The 16,851-nt window shown below is 64.0% G+C and carries 14 protein-coding genes; 8 read left to right on the top strand and 6 right to left on the bottom strand.

The features are described from left to right. Positions 1–11: 11 nt before the first annotated feature. Together MTR64_RS01075 and MTR64_RS01070 are read right to left on the bottom strand one after the other, a co-directional pair. Entirely contained in the window at positions 12–515 is a 504-nt protein-coding gene (locus MTR64_RS01075; protein ID WP_243989890.1) for a hypothetical protein, read from the bottom strand. Between the two features lie 43 nt (positions 516–558). Next, a complete protein-coding gene (locus MTR64_RS01070; protein WP_243989889.1) occupies positions 559–1,539 on the bottom strand; it encodes a TauD/TfdA dioxygenase family protein in 981 nt (326 codons plus the stop codon). A 240-nt stretch (positions 1,540–1,779) separates the two neighbouring features. On the opposite strand from MTR64_RS01070, the gene sthA reads away from it, so the two are divergent. Then, positions 1,780–3,174 carry a Si-specific NAD(P)(+) transhydrogenase gene (gene sthA / locus MTR64_RS01065; RefSeq protein ID WP_243989888.1) on the top strand — a complete coding sequence of 465 codons (1,395 nt, stop codon included), beginning with the start codon at positions 1,780–1,782 and terminating at the stop codon, positions 3,172–3,174. Between the two features lie 127 nt (positions 3,175–3,301). After that, positions 3,302–4,066, top strand: coding sequence for a hypothetical protein (locus MTR64_RS01060; protein ID WP_419144902.1), 765 nt, complete (start codon positions 3,302–3,304; stop codon positions 4,064–4,066). A 46-nt stretch (positions 4,067–4,112) separates the two neighbouring features. On the opposite strand, the gene MTR64_RS01055 is transcribed toward MTR64_RS01060, so the two are convergent. Both MTR64_RS01055 and greB read right to left on the bottom strand, forming a co-directional pair. Beyond that, the gene (locus tag MTR64_RS01055) at positions 4,113–5,495 is read right to left on the bottom strand and encodes an aromatic ring-hydroxylating oxygenase subunit alpha (RefSeq protein WP_243989884.1); all 1,383 of its coding nucleotides are present in this window, start codon (positions 5,493–5,495) and stop codon (positions 4,113–4,115) included. Positions 5,496–5,596: 101 nt separating this feature from the next. Continuing rightward, complete coding sequence (gene greB, locus MTR64_RS01050) at positions 5,597–6,082, bottom strand: transcription elongation factor GreB (RefSeq protein ID WP_243989882.1); 486 nt, start codon at positions 6,080–6,082, stop codon at positions 5,597–5,599. Between greB and MTR64_RS01045 the strand changes: the two genes are divergently transcribed. After that, positions 6,017–7,336: an acyltransferase family protein gene (locus tag MTR64_RS01045; protein ID WP_243989880.1), complete on the top strand. Its 1,320-nt coding sequence runs from the start codon at positions 6,017–6,019 to the stop codon at positions 7,334–7,336. The genes greB and MTR64_RS01045 overlap by 66 nt on opposite strands. 356 nt (positions 7,337–7,692) lie before the next feature. Here MTR64_RS01045 and MTR64_RS01040 read toward each other — a convergent pair whose 3' ends face one another. After that, complete coding sequence (locus tag MTR64_RS01040; RefSeq protein ID WP_243989877.1) at positions 7,693–9,660, bottom strand: lytic transglycosylase domain-containing protein; 1,968 nt, start codon at positions 9,658–9,660, stop codon at positions 7,693–7,695. Between the two features lie 101 nt (positions 9,661–9,761). Between MTR64_RS01040 and dapA the strand changes: the two genes are divergently transcribed. Next, positions 9,762–10,637, top strand: a complete 876-nt coding sequence (gene dapA / locus MTR64_RS01035) for a 4-hydroxy-tetrahydrodipicolinate synthase (protein WP_243989876.1) — start codon at positions 9,762–9,764, stop codon at positions 10,635–10,637. A 17-nt stretch (positions 10,638–10,654) separates the two neighbouring features. Here the strand turns inward: dapA and MTR64_RS01030 are convergent, their stop codons facing one another. After that, a complete protein-coding gene (locus MTR64_RS01030) occupies positions 10,655–12,610 on the bottom strand; it encodes an alpha/beta hydrolase family protein (protein ID WP_243989875.1) in 1,956 nt (651 codons plus the stop codon). A gap of 203 nt (positions 12,611–12,813) precedes the next feature. On the opposite strand from MTR64_RS01030, the gene MTR64_RS01025 reads away from it, so the two are divergent. The 4 genes from MTR64_RS01025 (at position 12,814) to MTR64_RS01010 (ending at position 16,832) form a co-directional block, all read left to right on the top strand. Continuing rightward, the gene (locus MTR64_RS01025; RefSeq protein WP_243989874.1) at positions 12,814–13,248 is read left to right on the top strand and encodes a nuclear transport factor 2 family protein; all 435 of its coding nucleotides are present in this window, start codon (positions 12,814–12,816) and stop codon (positions 13,246–13,248) included. Between the two features lie 79 nt (positions 13,249–13,327). Next, entirely contained in the window at positions 13,328–13,810 is a 483-nt protein-coding gene (gene smpB / locus MTR64_RS01020) for an SsrA-binding protein SmpB (RefSeq protein ID WP_243989872.1), read from the top strand. Further along, positions 13,807–14,418, top strand: a complete 612-nt coding sequence (locus MTR64_RS01015; RefSeq protein WP_243989870.1) for a DUF2062 domain-containing protein — start codon at positions 13,807–13,809, stop codon at positions 14,416–14,418. Before smpB ends, MTR64_RS01015 begins: the two co-directional genes overlap by 4 nt. Continuing rightward, positions 14,415–16,832, top strand: a complete 2,418-nt coding sequence (locus MTR64_RS01010; protein ID WP_243989868.1) for a PAS domain-containing sensor histidine kinase — start codon at positions 14,415–14,417, stop codon at positions 16,830–16,832. The genes MTR64_RS01015 and MTR64_RS01010 overlap by 4 nt, the downstream gene beginning before the upstream one ends. Positions 16,833–16,851 lie beyond the last annotated feature (19 nt).

Raw genomic sequence — 16,851 nt, 5'->3', positions numbered from 1 at the left:
GCGTGTCGTGCTCAGCGTAGCTGGGCGCAGCCGATCGCCGCAGCATCCATGGCCGAGGCGGCTCCGGCGAGCTGCCAGGTGTTGGAAAAACCGCCGCGTACTTCGCCTCGGGCATAGACGGTCATGCGCGGCGCCGAGCGCATGGCGGCAATGATAGCGGCATTGTCGCCGTTGTCGCGGGGCCAGGCATCGCCGCCGCCGCCGGTGAGTTCGATGCGTTGGCTGCCGATGCGCAGCGTGATCTTCGTGCCTTCCGCCATCTTGCGCGAAAGCCGGAAATGCACCTGATTGCGCGCCGAGCGCTTGGGCCATGTGCCGACCGCGACAAAGGGCTGGTAGTCGCGCCGTTTCGCGCTCGGTTCGGCCATGGCAATGGCATAGCAGCGGGGCACCAGCGGATCGCGAAAGGCGCCCCAGGTGCCATAGAGGCCAAGGCTTTCGCGGGCTTGCGCCGGGCTTGCGAACGCAGCGAGAGTGCAGGCGATGGCAGAGGCTGTGGCCAGAATGCGCGACATGGGCTGGTCTATAGGCCGCCCATGCCCTGCCGGGGAAGAGGCCTCAGGCGATTTCGCGCTCGACTTCGCCCACCTTCTTGCCATCCTCGAAATAGCCGAGGCCGTAGTCGCCCTTGATCGTGGTGCGCAAGGTCTGCCGTTCGTACTTGGCATCGCAACCTTCGACCGCATGGAGCATCCGCAGGTTGTCCCAGATCACCATGTCGGTGGGCTTCCACGCGTGCCAGTAAGCGCTGGTGCCTTCGCCGAGACGGTTGATCTCGTGAGCGACGTCGTCAAGCAGCCGGTCGCTTTCCGGGCTTTCCTCACCTTCGAGGCCTACCGCCATCCAGGGACCGTAGTGCATGACCTTCTCGCCCGTCTCACGGGTCCAGACAGCGGGATGCATCGCGCGCGGGAACTTTGCCGCTTCCTTGAGCAATTGCGGGGTGGTTGCGTATTCGGTCAGCGGGGTGAAGTTGACCCCGAACTTCATCGTCGAAAGACGGGTGTCGAGCGTGTAGATCACGTTCTTGCCCTCGACCCGGTCCAGCAGGGCCTTGGGGAACTGCCGGTAAAGCTCGATGCCGTCCATGAACCCGGTGCGGCCGCCCACGGGGGCGTTTACCGGTGCGCGCAGGACGCCGGCGTAGTTCAGTTCGTCGTTGTAGCAATGATCGAAATGCCAGGGCGAGAAGCGGGCGATCACCTCGCCATTCATCTCGACAAGGCCTTGACCCTTGGCGAGGTCATCGCTGGGCACGTAGTGCATGTCGATAACACCCTCGGCATGGTCGCCGGTCTCTTCATCGCGCGGGGTGACAGTGGTGGGATGGTCCTTGAGCGGTCCGAACACCTTGCTGAGCGCCACCTGCATCTTGGCGCTGGGTTCGACGTCGCGGAACACGATCATGCCGCGATCGACGAACAGGTCGCGTAACTGCTGGCGAACGCCTTCGTCTGCGAGCGTATCCCAGTCGATGCCTTCGACTTGCGCTCCGAAGCTGAGATCCTCGGCCAGATTGCTCACGGTAATGCCTGTCATTCTCGTCATCCCATTCCCATTGCGGACGCACCTTGCCAGCCACTGGCGGTGCGCATCCTGCAGTCAAAGATAAGCACGCTCATCACTATGCCATTCTTCTTGTGAGCCATCCAAACTCAAAATGGGCAGTGCACGCAAATGCATGTTGCCATGCAGCGCCGGGCAACGCACACTCCAACCGCTTACGGAGGAGAGGGAACGGGCCCGGCTGACCGGCCGGCACGGCTTCCGGAGGCAGACATGGTGGGGCGTTACGAGTTCGTCGTTATCGGCAGCGGGCCGTCAGGCCGGCGTGCAGCGATTCAGGCTGCGAAGCTGGGCAAGTCCGTCCTCGTCATCGAGGGGCGGCTGAAAGTGGGCGGGGTGTCGGTGCACACGGGCACGATCCCGTCGAAGACCCTGCGCGAGACCGCGCTGAACCTGTCCGGCTGGCGCGAGCGGGGCTTCTATGGACGCTCCTACCGCGTGAAGAAGGAGATCGGCAGCGAGGATCTGTCGATCCGCCTCGGTAAGACGCTTACCTATGAAGTTGATGTACTGGAGCACCAGTTCCTGCGCAACGGCGTGTCTACCATGGCGGGTTTCGCGCGCTTCATCGATCCGAACAAGGTGGTGGTGACCTCGCCCGACGGCAGCGAACTGATCGTGGAGGGCGAACGCTTCCTGATTGCGGTGGGCACGGTGCCGTTCCACCCCGAGGGCATCGACTTTGACGATCCGGCGATCATGGACAGCGACCAGGTAGTCGACATTCCCCGCCTGCCGCGCTCGCTGACTGTCGTGGGGGCCGGGGTGATCGGCATCGAATATGCCACGATCTTCTCGGCACTCGACGTGGCGGTGACGGTGATCGAGCCGCGCAGCACGTTCCTCGATTTCGTCGACCGGGAGATCATCGACGAATTCGTCCATCAGCTGCGCGACCGCGGCGTGACCTTCCGCCTCGGCGTGCCGGTGGACACGGTGGAGAAGGGCACGGATGGGCGCATTCTCACCACGCTCAAGGACGGGCGCGCGGTGCGCACCGAAATGTTGCTCTACTGCGCGGGCCGCATGGGCGCGACGGGCGATCTGGGGCTGGATGCCTGCGGCCTCACAACCGACGGGCGAGGGCGGCTCACGATCGATCCGAAGACTTACCAGACCGATGTGCCGCACATATACGCGGCGGGCGACGTTATCGGCTTTCCCAGTCTTGCATCGACCTCGATGGAGCAGGGCCGCATCGCCGCCTGCCACGCTTTCGGCCTGCCGCTGCCGCCCGCCCCCGCGTTCTTCCCCTATGGCATCTACGCCGTCCCCGAAATCTCGACCGTGGGCATGAGCGAGCAGGAAGTGCGCGAACGCGGGATCAATTACGAGACCGGCATCGCCCGTTTCCGCGAAACCTCGCGCGGGCACATCATGGGTCTGGAGCAGGGGCTGATGAAGATGATCTTCTCGAACAAGACCCGCCGCCTGCTGGGCGTCCACATCATCGGCGAGGGCGCGACCGAGCTGATCCACATCGGGCAGGCCGTGCTCAACCTGAAGGGCACGATCGACTATTTCATCGAGAACACGTTCAATTACCCGACGCTCGCCGAAGCCTACAAGATCGCTGCGCTCGACGCATGGAACCGGATGGCGCGCTGATGGCTGGGGGCCGCGCCTGACGGCGGCGTCTTGCTGTCTGAAGCGGCCCCGGTCCGGGCCTGCGCTGCGGCCGGACGCCGCCGTCAGGCACGGCCGGGGCGGCGATGCGACGATCGGAAGGTTGATGATGAACGAAAGCCCCTCTTGTGCCTTGGCCAAGGTTCCCGCGGTGACGCTGGGGTTCTGGGTGATCAAGATTCTTGCGACCACGCTGGGGGAGACCGCTGGCGACACCCTGTCGATGAGCTACGACATGGGATACCTTGTCAGCACGGCGATTTTCGTGGTGCCCCTGCTCGCGCTGGTGTCGGCGCAAATCCGTGCGCGCCAGTATCACCCCTTTCTCTATTGGGCGGCCATCGTCGCTTCAACGACGGCGGGGACGACGATGGCCGATTTCGCGACGCGTTCGCTGGGCATCGGCTATCCGGGCGGCGCATTGCTGCTGGCCGGATGCGTGGCGGTTTCGCTGGCAGCTTGGAAGGCGGTGCTCGGGTCCGTCTCGGTGGAAACGGTGGGCACGCCCCGGTCCGAGGTGTTCTACTGGCTGACGATCACGTTTTCCCAGACGCTGGGTACCGCGGTGGGTGACTGGGCGGCCGACGATGGCGGTTTCGGCTATCTGGGCGGGGCCATGCTGTTCGGGGGGCTGCTTCTTGCCCTCGTGGTGCTGTGGAAGAAGACGCGCATGAGCCCCGTGCTGTTGTTCTGGAGCGCCTTCATCCTCACTCGTCCGCTGGGGGCGACGGTCGGCGATTTTCTCGACAAGCCTTTTGCCCATGGCGGGCTCGACCTCAGCCGCCCGATGGCGTCCGCAGCGCTCGGCGCCACGATGATCGTGCTGATCCTGATTCTGCCGCAACGCGCAGGGCGCCATGTCGCGGCCGCTTGAACGGGAAAGCCCCGTGGGCTGATGGCGGCACGGGGCTTTCCCGTTCTCATTCGAGATCCTTCGGCTCGCCCGTGCCCATGTAGCGCGCCAGATTGCGGTGCAGGCTGATCACCGCGCCTTCGGCCTTGGGGTTGGGAATGTTACCGGCATAGCCCGCCATCTTCATGCCCTGCTGCACGGCGGCCATGTTGGAAAAGTCCTGCAGCAGCACGTGCGGGAAGTCGGCCGGATCCGCGTATTGCCATTGCGTGTCCGACTCCTCGCCTTCGGGGTAAAGTTCGTAAACGGCCACTTCGAAGATGCACTTGCCGGGATCGTAGCCGTAGGGCCGGGCCTGATAGCAGAGCATGTTGTTCACCGCGTGGCCGATCTGCTGGTTCGGGAAGATCTGCCATGACGTGCCGCTGGCGGCGACGTGGGACGGATTGACATCCGGCCAGATTACGCCGCGCCCGGCGTCGATCTCGCGCGCCGTATCCAGCCAGTAGCGCAGAACTTCGGCGGCCGAGGTGCCTTCGGGCAGCACGTCGGGCAGCGTCTGGGCCACGTCCACCAGCGTCTTTGTGGTGTTGGTGTTGACGCCTTCCCAGGTGTACTTCTGCATCTGCGCGGTCGTAGTGCGAGGATCGCCCGCGCCGAGGCGCAGCTTGGAGGCGTTCTCCTTCGGTCCTTCGCCGGTGTCGTAGCCGATGTGGCTATGCTTGCCTTGCGGGCGGCCCCAGCCGGTGAAGTCACCGAACTCAGTGAATTCGGGGTGCGTGCCGGGGACGTGGTAGGTCTCGTTGAAGGCCTCGAGCGCGACCTTCCAGTTGCAGTCGAACACCGTCCAGTTGCGCCAGCGCGGGCGCATGTTCTGGAGCTGGAAGGGATCGAGCATGGTTGCGGCGGGTTCTAGGTAGTCGCGGAGCGGCTCGGCCCCGGGATCGAGGTTGATCCACACGAAGCCGCCCCAGGTGTCGATCTTCACTTCGCCCAGCCGCGTCACTTCGTCGCACAGCTTCGTGCCCCAGTCCTGCTTCGACTGGATATAGCTGCACGAGCCGTCCAGCTCGAAAGTCCAGGCGTGGAAGCCGCAGACGAAGTTCATGCGCTTGCCGTGGGCATTGCGCTCGCCCTTGGGCGTGTCGACAAGGCGGCGGCCGCGGTGGGTGCAAACGTTGCGGTAGGCCTTGATCCTGCCATCCGCGCCATTGGCGGCCTCGCCTTCGGCGACGCGCACGATCAGCACCGAGTCGTCGAGGATCTCGTATGTGATGTAGCTGCCGACCTCGGGCAGATCCTCCACGCGGCCGGCCTGCAGCCAGCATTTGCGCCACAGCTTGTCGCGCTCGGCGCGGGCGTATTCCTCTGAAATATAGGCTTCAACCGGAATGACGACCGGCTCGGGGGCCGTGTCCGCGGCCGTTTTGACCTTGCTCAGTTCGTTCACTGCTCCGCTCCCATCACAAGCTGTTAATCAACAGTACTGTTCACTGGGGGGGTGGTGTACCGCGGTGATGACGCATTGAACTTTGATTGAACGCAAAACCGTCAGATGGGCGGATATTCGATCGTCATGACTTCCCATTCCTTCTCGCCGGAGGGAAGCCGGACTGTGCGCAGGTCGCCGATCCCGGCGCCCCGCAGCGCGCGGGCGAGGGGCGCGCTCCAGCCGATCTTTCCGGCCGACGCGTCCTGTTCGTCGTCACCGACCAGCGTGACGGTCATGCGCGCGTCGTCCTCGTCCGCCAATTCGACGGTGGCGCCGAAGAAGACCTTGTCGCGCTCTTCCTGCCGCGCCGGATCGACCACGCGCAGCGCCTTCATCCGCCGCGCGAGGTGGGCGAGTTCGCGGTCGATCTCGCGCATCCGCTTGCGGCCATAGAGGTAGTCGCCGTTCTCCGACCGGTCGCCATTGCCCGCAGCCCACGAGACGATCTCGACGATTTCCGGCCGTTCCTTGCCAAGCAAGTGGTCGTAGCGGGTGCGCAGGGCGGCCATGCCTGCGGGAGTGATGGGGGGACCGGCGGGTTTCATCCCGGCCTCTTACGCGGCGAGGCGCAGGCGGCCAAGCCCCGCCCGGTGTACCCAGCTGTGGTGATGGGGATTCCTGATTACCTCAAACGGCACCCTTGCAGTGCTGCCGAAATTGGGGGCAAAGCAGCTTGCTCGGGCTGGCGCAGGAGTGAGTCATTGCCTTCAATAACTGAGGCTGAGAGACCGGTTCGTCCGGATGATGGCGGCCGCTACGAGTGGGTGGACGCGCTGCGGCTCATCGCGGCGCTGGCGGTGTTCGTGCAGCATTCTTTTGAAAGTGCCAATTCGGCCTTTTTCCAAGCTATTCCACCGGCTATTTCACCCGGTGTTTTTGGCGTTGTGCTGTTCTTCGTGATCAGCGGCTTTGTCATGCCCTTGTCCGTGCGCGGACATTTCGACTTGCGGAAATTCGCGCTGCGCCGGATCTTCCGGATCTTTCCCGGCGTGCTGTTCTGCTATGCCGTGATGCTGCTCCTGCCCTCGATTGTTCCTCCCTATCACTTGTCGTGGATGTGGACGGCGGGATGGAAAGCCTGGGCGGCCAATCTTCTCCTGATTCAGGACTATGTGAAGGTTGAGCCCTTTCTGGGTGTGACCTGGACTCTCAGTCTGGAATTCGCCTGGTACGGAGCATTCGCCCTTTGCTGGTGGTGGCGCCGCGAACGCTCGATCGACATGCTGTGCAAGGCCGCAACCGTCCTGATCATTGTCGTCACGGTTGCTTCGCTGGCAAGCGGGCACCGCGCGCCGCTGGGCCGGCTGGGAATGCTCTATGCCGCCACGATCGGGGCCCAGAGCTACCGCTGGATAGTCGGGGAGATCTCGTCGCGGCGGATGGTGGCCTGGATTGCGGTGTTCCTTGTCGCGATGATGATCGCGAATCTCGTCGCATTTGGATACTTCACGCATCCCGACATTACCTTGGCCCAATCGTTCTGGCCCTGGCTCATTGCCCCGGCGATTTACTTTACGGCCGTTGCGCTGGCTCGCGGCCGGAGCACCGGACGCGTCACGGCGTTCCTGGCGCGTTTGGGCAAGGTGAGTTTCTCGATCTACATGCTTCACGGGCCCGCGATCGTTTTGACCTGGTGGGTCGAAAACGCCCTTCTGCGGATATTGGCCGCGCTGGTGCTGACGCTTTGCGCCAGTTTTGCGATGTATCGTTGGGTGGAACTGCCGGGGATCGCCATGGGGCGCTACCTCGCAAAGCGTATTACGGCACGGCAAGCGCAAGTTCACCGGTCCTATACCTGAGGCTTGGGCATTCCTGCCTGAGTGGCCGGCTGCTTCCCGGACGCATGGACCCGTTGGTTGAGCAAGGGGAAAGTTCGGGGCTAGCTGTCTGGGCCTTCCGGCGTTTGGAAAACCCAATCGATGGTGCCGCACAATGCCCCGAACGCTGCCAGCCCGAGAAGCCATTGCCTTTCAGTAGGCAGGAAGATGGCTAAAACCGCGACTATCGCTGCTGCTGCAAGCCCAAACCACGGTCTTCGAATTATGCTCCACATGTTCCCAAGCCCAGTGATTGCAGGTCAAGGCTCAATGGCAGCAATGTCGGCAAAAGCTGCCATTGAAAGGCGTGCCTGAACTTGTCCGCACGCAGCCGGTCCTTACCCCGGCGTGCGTTTGCCCGGCATCAGGTGGCTGAGCTTGTTCGGGCCGTTGTAGTCGGACTTGTCGGGATACATCGCTTCATAGACCACGGCGTTTTCCAGCACGCGCTGGATGTAGTTCTTGGTTTCGTAGATCGGGATCTGCTCGATCCAGTCGATCCAGTCGATCGCACCGGTACGCGGATCGCCATTGGCGCGCAGCCACTTGTTCACGTTGCCTGCCCCTGCGTTGTAGGCACCGACGGCCAGCGGGGTGGCGCCGCCGTAGTAGTCCATCATCCGCCCGAAATAGCCGTCGCCAAGCCGGATGTTGTACGTCGCATCGCTCATCAGCATGTCGGCGCTGTAGCCCATGCCCATCTTGCCTGCCTGCTCGCGCGCGGTGGCGGGCATCAGCTGCATCAACCCGCGCGCACCTGCGTGGCTCAGGGCATTCTGGGCGAACTGGCTTTCCTGCCGGGTGAGGGCGTGGACCATGGTCCAGTTGCTGCCCGGCGGCGTCGGCACGAGCGGGAATGCAATCTCGCCGAACTCGCCGAAGCCGTCGGCGTGCGCCTGCTGTCCGAGGATTACGGCCAGATCACGCCGCCCTATTTCCTTCGCGAGGTCGGCAACAAGCACGTGATCGGCTTCGCTTTCGGCATCGTCGGCGATTTCACGGAAGAACTGGACGGTCGTGCGCCAGTCCCCGTCGCGAGCAACATCGCGAACGGCATCGACGATCGGACGGGCAAGGAAGGCCTTGCGCTCGGCTGCTGTCGGGACCGCCTGCGGTGCGGTATCGAGATTCGGCAGCGGGCGGCCAAGGCGTTCGAGTGCGAGCTGGCCGTAGAAATACTGCGGATATTGCGCCGCCATCTCGAAATAGCGGTTGGCCCCCTGCGTGTCGCCGCCCTTTGCCAGAGCACGGCCGGCCCAGTAGAAGCCCTTGGAGCGGGTCCCCGGCGTCTGCGCCGCCGCGCCGTAACGGTAGAACAGCGGCGCGGCGCGGCGCGCGTCGCCCAGGGTCCACAGGGCCTTGGTGCCGCCCAGCCAGACCAGCGAGGTGTAGTCGTCACGCAGGCGGTACGACATGCGGCTGATGTCGGTGCCCGGCGCGAAGGCATCGTCGATAGAACTGGCGATCTTCACCGCGCTGTCGGCGCCGGCCGCGCGTGCGGCCGTGAGCAGCTCCTTCACCCACTTTTCGGGATCGAGCGCAGTGTCGGCCAGCAGCGGACGGTTGGCCAGCATGGTAATCTCGCCCGGCAGGTTGCCGGATTTGCGGGCCTGCACTGCGCGGTTGTAGACATAGCCGGGGTCCGATGCCGCGTTGGCAGGCAGGGCAAGACCCAGGCTGCCGGGCGCGGAGCCCTGCAGCAGCGCCAGCCGTTCCATGAAGAGGGCGCGACTGGCTGCCGACACGAAGGAGATCTGCCGTTCCGCCTGCGCGGTCTCACCCTGCCACAGCAGTGCGTTCATGCGTGCGTCGTGGTCGGCAGGAGTGAACACGTCGCGGTAGAGCGAAAGCAGGGTGGCTTCCGCGTTCGCAGTCAGCCCGCCGCGGCGCCAGGCGGCCACCGCCTTGTCGCGCGCATCGAAGCGGCGCACGGCGGCGAGTGCAGTGGCATAGCGCCCGGCCGCTTCGCTGGTCAGTGGCGGATAGCGGTCGAAGAAGGCGATCACCGTGCCCGGATCGGGCAATTCGGCCAGCAGCGCGTTTTCGGCGTATCCGCGGATCTTCGCTTCCTGCGGATAGCCGGGATAAGTCAGCAGGAAGCTGGCATAGGCGGAAAAACCCATCTGGCCGCTGGCCACGAGCTGGCGCCAGCGGTCGATCGACTGGTGCACCGCCATGTCGTGCGATTGCATCGAGCGAGCCCGCGCAACATCCCATTCGCGGCCCTCGTCGCCCAGCGCAGGCGTTCCGAACGCCGCTAGCGAAAGCGTCAGAAGCAGGGGGGAGTGACGCAACATGCTGGACATTTTCGAAGAAGGCTCCTTATCAGGCGCTGAACGTTACGGCCGACGTGGAGGGGATGATCCCCGACGGGCCTGATAATTGAACGTCAGCAGGGGTAAAGTCCATGTTCTCCGGTTCCATTCCGGCACTTGTCACACCGTTTCGCGACGGGTCGTTTGATGAGCCGGCTTTCCGCCGCCTGGTAGAGTGGCAGATCGAGAACGGATCGTCTGCGCTGGTCCCCTGCGGCACCACCGGCGAATCGCCGACCATCAGCTATGAAGAGCACATGCGCATTACCGACGTGTGTATCGAAGTGGCTGCAGGCCGGGTTCCCGTGATCGCCGGAGCGGGATCGAATTCAACGACCGAGGCGGTCATGCTCGCCCGCCATGCCGAAGAAGCCGGCGCCGATGCCGTGCTGGTCGTCACGCCTTACTACAACAAGCCGAACCAGGAAGGCCTGTTCCAGCACTTCCGGCATATTCATGATGCCATCGGCATCCCGGTCGTGCTTTACAACATTCCGGGTCGCTCGATCGTGGATCTCTCGCTGGAGACGATGGTCCGGCTGGCTGACTTGCCGCGGATCGCCGGTATCAAGGATGCGACGGGGGATATCGGCCGCGTCTCCGACTACCGGCGGGCGATCGGCGAAGACTTCTGCCAGCTTTCCGGCAACGACGAGAGCGCGCTGGCGCATTTCGCTCATGGCGGAGTGGGGTGTATTTCGGTCACGGCCAATGTCGCGCCCCGCCTGTGTGCGGATTTTCAGGCCGCTTGTGCCTCGGGCGACATGACCGCGGCGCGCGCCCTCAACGACAAGCTGCACCCGCTGCACCGGGCGATGTTCACGGATTGCTCGCCGGGGCCGGTCAAGTATGCGATGTCGCGTGTGCTCGACTGGATGGTTCCCGAAGTGCGGCTGCCGGTGGTTGCCTGCAACGACAAGGCCCGCGACGCGGTTGATGCGGCGCTGGAGCACGCCGGGCTGCTGTGACCTGATGGCCCGGCGGATCAGTCCGCCGGGTTGTACTTCTGCACAAAAGCCATGGCTGCGTTCAGCATCTCCTTGCGGGTTTCTGCACGCGACAGCCAGTGGTCCTCTTCCTTGAGTGTGAAGAGTTCGTAAGGCTTGCCTGCATCCTTGAGGGAATCTGCCATGACAGCGCTTTGCTGGAAGGGCACAACGGTGTCGTCCTTGCCGTGGATCAGCAGGACCGGTGCATCGGCCTCGCGCGCATGCTTGCGGGGCGAGATTTCGTCATACTGCTTGGGGCTGCCCAATTCACTGCGCCAGTAGCGCATTGTCATGCGCGAATCGCCGCTTTCGATGACTTTGGTGTCAAAGAACAGATCGACATCGGCGACGGGCGCCACGGCAACCGAGCAACGGTAAATCCCGTGCTGTAGGGTAACCCCGGCCAGCGCGGCATAGCCGCCATAACTGCCGCCCACGATGCAAGCCCGTTTGGGATCGGCAATCCCGCGCTTTGCAAGTTCGGCAAGGCCATCGGAGATGTCGGTCTGCATCTTTCGGCCCCATTCGCCAATGCTGGCATTGCGCAAGGCATCGCCGCGGCCGGTGGAGCCGCGGAAATTTGGCTGGAACACGGCATAGCCGCGCGAGGCGAAGGCCTGCGCCCACCAGTCGAACCCGACCTCGTCCGAAGCATGTGGACCGCCGTGCGGCAGCAAGACGATCGGCAGGTTCTTCGGCTCGCGGCCCGGGGGCAGGGTCAATACGCCGTCCAGTTCGAGGCCGTCAGTGGCGGTGTATTTGACGCTGGAAACTGGTCCGACATCCTTGCCCCATATCGCCGGACGCTCATCGCCCACGGGCACTGCGCTCCGGTTGGCCATGTCGACGAGGAACCAGGTGCCGCTGTCCTCTTCGCCATCGGTGCGTAGCAGGACTTTTGCGAACCGGCTGGTCCAGTCCATCAGGTGGACGTTCTTTCCGGGGAATGCCTTGAATATCCGGTTCAACGCGGCCTGGTCGCCCGGATCGAACATCACTGTCCGGTTATCTTCACCCGCGGTCCGGTAGCCCAGAAGCCGGCCGGTCTCGCTGTCGATATAGAGGCGTTCGATTGCGGTATCAGGCAGGAACTCGACGGGGTCCCCGCCAGCTAGCGGTACTTCATACCAGTGAATGACATCTTCGCCGTCTTCAATGGAATAAAGGACGGTCGCACTGTCTTTCCCGAAGCAGATCAGGCTAATGTCGCCGGACGGGTCGGTGCCGCTTGCGAGCACGGTGTCCTGGGCATTCTTGATCGTCCACTTGCCCGAGTGATCTTCGATGTCGAGCGTTGCTGCGACACTGCCGGCGGCATCGATCAGCCAGTCGCGGCCGTGATTTTCGGCTGGCGGTCCGGCTGCGATCCGCGCCTTGTTGCTGGGCAGGTCGACGGCATAAAGCGTCGTGCGGCCATGGCGAAAATGGGCGCCCATCACATCCGTATCGAGAGCAATCCCGCCGAAATAGCCGATGGTCCGCCCGCCCATGTGGCGGATGCCGTAAAAGCCGCGCGTGGTGTCGGCAACGTCGCGGCGGCCGGAGAAGACCAGCCGGGGTTTGTACGAAGAATCAAGTGCAACAATGATCGTGCCGGTCATTTCGTACTTGGAGGCCGTGAAATAGGGGCCAAGCGAGATGGTAGCACTGTTGGTGACGAGGACCGTCGTATCGTCAGCCCAGCGCACGCCGCGCACCTTGGTCGTGCCGGCGGAGGCATTGACCAATACTTTGCCCTTGTCGTCCACTACGAGGAGCCGCATCTCGCCGTTGATGTTGCGGATTGCGGCCGCCTTCGTGCCGCCCGGCGAAAGCGCCATGTCTTCCACTTTCGGCAGATCGCCGTATGCCTCCAGCGGAATTTTCGCCGCGCTCTGCGCATTCGACGGGGCCGCATAAGATGCCAGCCCAAGCGCCAGTAGCGCCGAGACCGGCCGCATGAATTTCAACACTTTCCATGTCCCCCGAAGCGTAGCCGCGATTTTCGCGGTAGCGCATCCAGGCAGTGTGTGTCAGTTTTTTGCTTCCGGTTACAGGGATTTAATCTATTTCCTGTACATGTTTGGACACGGAAGCTTTCCAGACTTGCTCCCGTGCGCGCCCTCGCAGAAAGAAGTGAATCGAAAAGAGTAGAACCACAGGGGAACGAAGCGGCATGGCGAACTCGGATGCGGCACTGACGTGGACGGACCGTGATGCCGTGACGGGCAAATTTGCGCGCAAGGTGCTGGACTACGGCGACTGCCTGATGCGCATTGCCAGGCAGGCGCGGGAAGGCGGGCTCGACAAGTCGGACTGGGATGAACTGGCCGCCATGCTCGATACGGACAAGTTCCGCCGCACTGGCCATGACATGGGGGTGATGGACTGGGACATCTACCGCAATCTGCTGACGATGTGGGCAACATCGTCGGATTTCCGGGCTGAATTCCATCGCATCAGCCAAGCGGGCAATCACGTCTACATGGAACTGACCGAGTACAATCACCCGCGCGGCGGCTCGGAAACGATAGTCAGGACCTGCACGGCCTATGAGTTCGACGAGGCGGACAGGCTGGTGCATCTCGGGGTCTATCTGCAGGGCGAGTGACACGGCGGCTCGTTGCAGGCAGTATTCGCCGAATGGCCCGTTTTCTTTTTGTGCGCATATCCCTACATGGCGCTCCACCATGGCACGTCCGCAGCATTCCACATTCGACAAGGTCAAGACCGTAGCGGAGAACCGCAAGGCGCGGTTCGACTATCATATCGAGGACAAGTTCGAGGCCGGCATCGCGCTCACCGGAACCGAGGTGAAGAGCCTGCGCTTCGGCGAGGGCTCGATCGCCGAATCCTATGCCGAGATCAGGAACGGCGAATGCTGGCTGGTGAATGCCAATGTGCCCGAATTCAGCCACGGCAACCGCTTCAATCACGAGCCCAAGCGCCCGCGCAAACTGCTGTTGCACGAACGCGAGATTGCCCGCCTGCAGGGCGCGGTCGAGCGCAAGGGCATGACGCTGGTGCCGCTCTCGGTCTATTTCAACAGTCGCGGGCGGGCGAAAGTCGAACTGGCGCTTGCCAAGGGCAAGAACGCGGCGGACAAGCGCCATACGATCAAGGAACGCGACTGGAAGCGCGATCAGGCCAGGATTTTGCGGGACAACCGATGAGCACCTTTTTCTCCCGCATGGGCCGCTGGCTGCACAGTCAGATGCCGACGCACGAGCAGCTTGAAGCGAATCGCTTCACCGCGCCCTTCGCGCGCCGCCAGGAACTGTTCCGGTTCACCCGCCGCTCCGTCCCTCGCGGCGTGGCAGTGGGCTTGCTGGTGGGCATCTTTGCGCTGATTCCCGGCGTGCAGATCGTCGGGGCGGCGCTGATGTGTGTGCCGTGCCGGGGGAACATCCCGCTCGCCGCCGCGATGACGTTCCTGTCCAATCCGGCCACGACACCGCTGATCCTTGCGGGTTCGATCTGGATCGGGAACCTGCTGGGCTATCACGCCGATGTTTCGACTTTCTATGCGCTCTATGAACGCGGCGCCGGGATCGGTGACTGGACGCACTGGCTGGTGTCCGATGCAGCGCCCGCGCTGCTGGTGGGGCTTTTCGTGATTTCCACCGTGGCGGCCTCGATCGGCTACGTGGCCTCGGCGTGGTTCTGGCGCTTCTGGATCGGTCGCAAGCACCATGCCCGCCGGATGCGCTGGCACCACCGGATGCACGGGACCGCGCCGGACTCTCCGAAAACCCCCGTGACGCCGGATCCCTCTGCATGAAGTCCATGCCGGACCGGACCCGGCGTCTGCCTGATGCGCTGATCGTCGCTCTGGCCCTGATCCTGAGCGCCGGACTGGTCTGGCTGGTTTCCGGTGATGGGGTTCTGGTGGCGGTTTTCGTTGCCGCGATGGCGGTGTTCGCTGCGCTGGCCTGGATGATCTCACACCGTCCGACCCCGGCCGCCGAGCCGGAGTTCGCGCAGCCCGACTGGTCGGTGACAGTGGCGGCGATCGATCGGCCCGACACGGCGGTTTCGGTGACCGACCGGGCCGGACGGCTGGTGTGCGCCAATGCCTGTCACGAAGCCTGGTTCGGTGCCGCCAGTGCGCCGCCGCGCCTGCCGGTGGACGATGCTTCGCTCGAATGTCTGGCGGACGCCACGCGGCTCGTCTGGCGCGACGGGGCGGCGGAGGCCGAGATTGCCGGACGCCACGGCGAACGCTGGTGGGTGGAAGCTCGCCGGGCCGGTCGTGGGGACGATTTTCTCGTCTGGCGCATAACGCCGATGAGCGCGGCCGATCTGGTTGGCGATCTCGTTCGTCAGCTCGACGGCAAGCTCGGCCGTGCGCTGGCCAAGGCAGGCATTGTCGCTGCACTGGTCGATCCCGACGGCATGATCCGCGCCGCCAGCACCGGTCTTGCCGAACGTGCGGCGGGCGATGCGCTGGCCGACATGACCGGGCAGGACTTCGTCTCGCTGCTCAGCCAGGACGAGGGCGAGCGCATCGGCTGGGCGCGCGAAGGCGGGCGCGGCGGTGCGCTGGTGCTCTACCACCTGCCGGTCGCCGATCCCGATCTGGCAGTCGAACCGGATCCCAACACTACCCCTTCGCTGATGCTGGTGGTGGAAGCCGGGCAGGGCATCGGAGCCAGCGCAGGCGGTAACGCCGCCGTGCCGCATCTCGAGGCGCTGCTCAGCCAGCTGCCGCTGGGCCTTGCCATGGGTGATCGCGACGGGCGCCTGTTGTTCGCCAACCCCGCCTTCATGCGTGCGGCAGGACGGGAAAGGCAGGATCCGCCGACTTATCCGACTGATCTCGTCGTGCGCGAGGACAAGCGTGCCCTTTCCGAGGCGATCCGCCGCTTCGCGCAAGGCCCTGCCACTGCGGGTGACATCGCCATCCGTCTCACTGCCCAGCCTGATGATCCGGTTTCTCTCAGTCTCGCCGGGGTGCGCGGGCTCGGCGAGGCGGCGGTGCTGCTGGGCCTGACTGATACGTCCGAGGAAACACGCCTCAAGCGGCAGGTGGCACAAGCTACCAAGATGCAGGCAGTCGGCCAGCTTGCGGGCGGCGTCGCGCACGATTTCAACAATGTGCTGACCGCGATTCTCGGCACCTGCGATCTCATGCTGATGCGCCATACGCCGGGCGATTCGGACTATGACGATATCCAGCAGATCCGCGCCAATTCGAATCGTGCGGCCTCGCTGACCCGTCAGCTTCTCGCTTTTTCGCGCCAGCAGACATTGCGCCCTGAAGTGCTGCAGCTTCCCGATGTCGTCGCCGACGTCTCGCAGATGCTGCGCCGCCTGATCGGCGAGAAGATCCAGTTCGTGGTCAGCCACGACCGTGATCTCGGCCCGGTACGCGCCGACCCGACCCAGCTCGAACAGGTCATCGTCAATCTTGCGGTGAACGCGCGCGACGCGATGCAGTCTCGGGGGGACGGTGCAGGCAAGCTGACGCTCGCCACGCGCAAGGTCAGCACGACCGATGTGCGCGCCATGCGCAGCGAGATTATCCCGGCAGGCGAGTATACCGCGCTGATCGTCGAGGACACCGGTGGCGGCATCGCGCCCGAGCACCTCGGCAAGATCTTCGAGCCCTTCTTTACCACCAAGGAGCAAGGCAAGGGCACCGGCCTTGGCCTCTCGACTGTCTACGGCATCGTCAAGCAGTCGGGCGGCTTCATCTTTGCCGAAAGCGAAGTGGGCAGGGGCACGCGCTTCATCGTCTACCTGCCGGTCTACCATATGGTCCCCGGCAGTCTGTCCGATGCCGCGCCCGCGAAGGAAGAGGCGCCGGTCAGCCAGTGGGCGGGCGGCGGACGCATCCTGCTCGTCGAGGATGAGGACCCCGTGCGTCTCGTCGCGGAGCGCTCGCTCACGCGGCAGGGTTATGAAGTGACCAGTGCGCGCGATGGCGAGGAAGGCCTGGTTCTGGTGGAAGAGGGCGGAGAGTTCGACCTCGTCGTGTCGGACGTGGTGATGCCCTCGATGGACGGCCCGGCCATGGCGCGCGAAATCCGCAAGATTGCCCCGCACCTGCCAGTGCTGTTCATGTCCGGCTACGCCGAGGAACAGCTGCGCAAGGAAATCGGCCTCGCCAATGCCTGGTTCATGCCCAAGCCGTTCTCGGTCCAGCAACTGGGCGAGAAGGTGGGCGAAGTGCTGGCGCGCACGGCGAAGTAGCTCTTGGCATTAAATTTGG

Origin of the sequence: Novosphingobium album (ex Hu et al. 2023) (genome assembly GCF_022832385.1) — a bacterium.
GTDB classification, from domain to species: domain Bacteria; phylum Pseudomonadota; class Alphaproteobacteria; order Sphingomonadales; family Sphingomonadaceae; genus Novosphingobium; species Novosphingobium album.
The sequence above is the reverse complement of the archived record's forward strand: the minus strand, read 5'-3'. Positions and strand labels throughout refer to the sequence as shown.

Coding starts and splice junctions, on each gene's coding strand:
- MTR64_RS01075 (WP_243989890.1), bottom strand. CDS start 515: ATGTCGCGCATTCTGGCCACAGCCTCTGCCATCGCCTGCACTCTCGCT.
- MTR64_RS01070 (WP_243989889.1), bottom strand. CDS start 1,539: ATGACAGGCATTACCGTGAGCAATCTGGCCGAGGATCTCAGCTTCGGA.
- sthA (WP_243989888.1), top strand. CDS start 1,780: ATGGTGGGGCGTTACGAGTTCGTCGTTATCGGCAGCGGGCCGTCAGGC.
- MTR64_RS01060 (WP_419144902.1), top strand. CDS start 3,302: ATGAACGAAAGCCCCTCTTGTGCCTTGGCCAAGGTTCCCGCGGTGACG.
- greB (WP_243989882.1), bottom strand. CDS start 6,082: ATGAAACCCGCCGGTCCCCCCATCACTCCCGCAGGCATGGCCGCCCTG.
- MTR64_RS01040 (WP_243989877.1), bottom strand. CDS start 9,660: ATGTCCAGCATGTTGCGTCACTCCCCCCTGCTTCTGACGCTTTCGCTA.
- dapA (WP_243989876.1), top strand. CDS start 9,762: ATGTTCTCCGGTTCCATTCCGGCACTTGTCACACCGTTTCGCGACGGG.
- MTR64_RS01025 (WP_243989874.1), top strand. CDS start 12,814: ATGGCGAACTCGGATGCGGCACTGACGTGGACGGACCGTGATGCCGTG.
- smpB (WP_243989872.1), top strand. CDS start 13,328: ATGGCACGTCCGCAGCATTCCACATTCGACAAGGTCAAGACCGTAGCG.
- MTR64_RS01015 (WP_243989870.1), top strand. CDS start 13,807: ATGAGCACCTTTTTCTCCCGCATGGGCCGCTGGCTGCACAGTCAGATG.
- MTR64_RS01010 (WP_243989868.1), top strand. CDS start 14,415: ATGAAGTCCATGCCGGACCGGACCCGGCGTCTGCCTGATGCGCTGATC.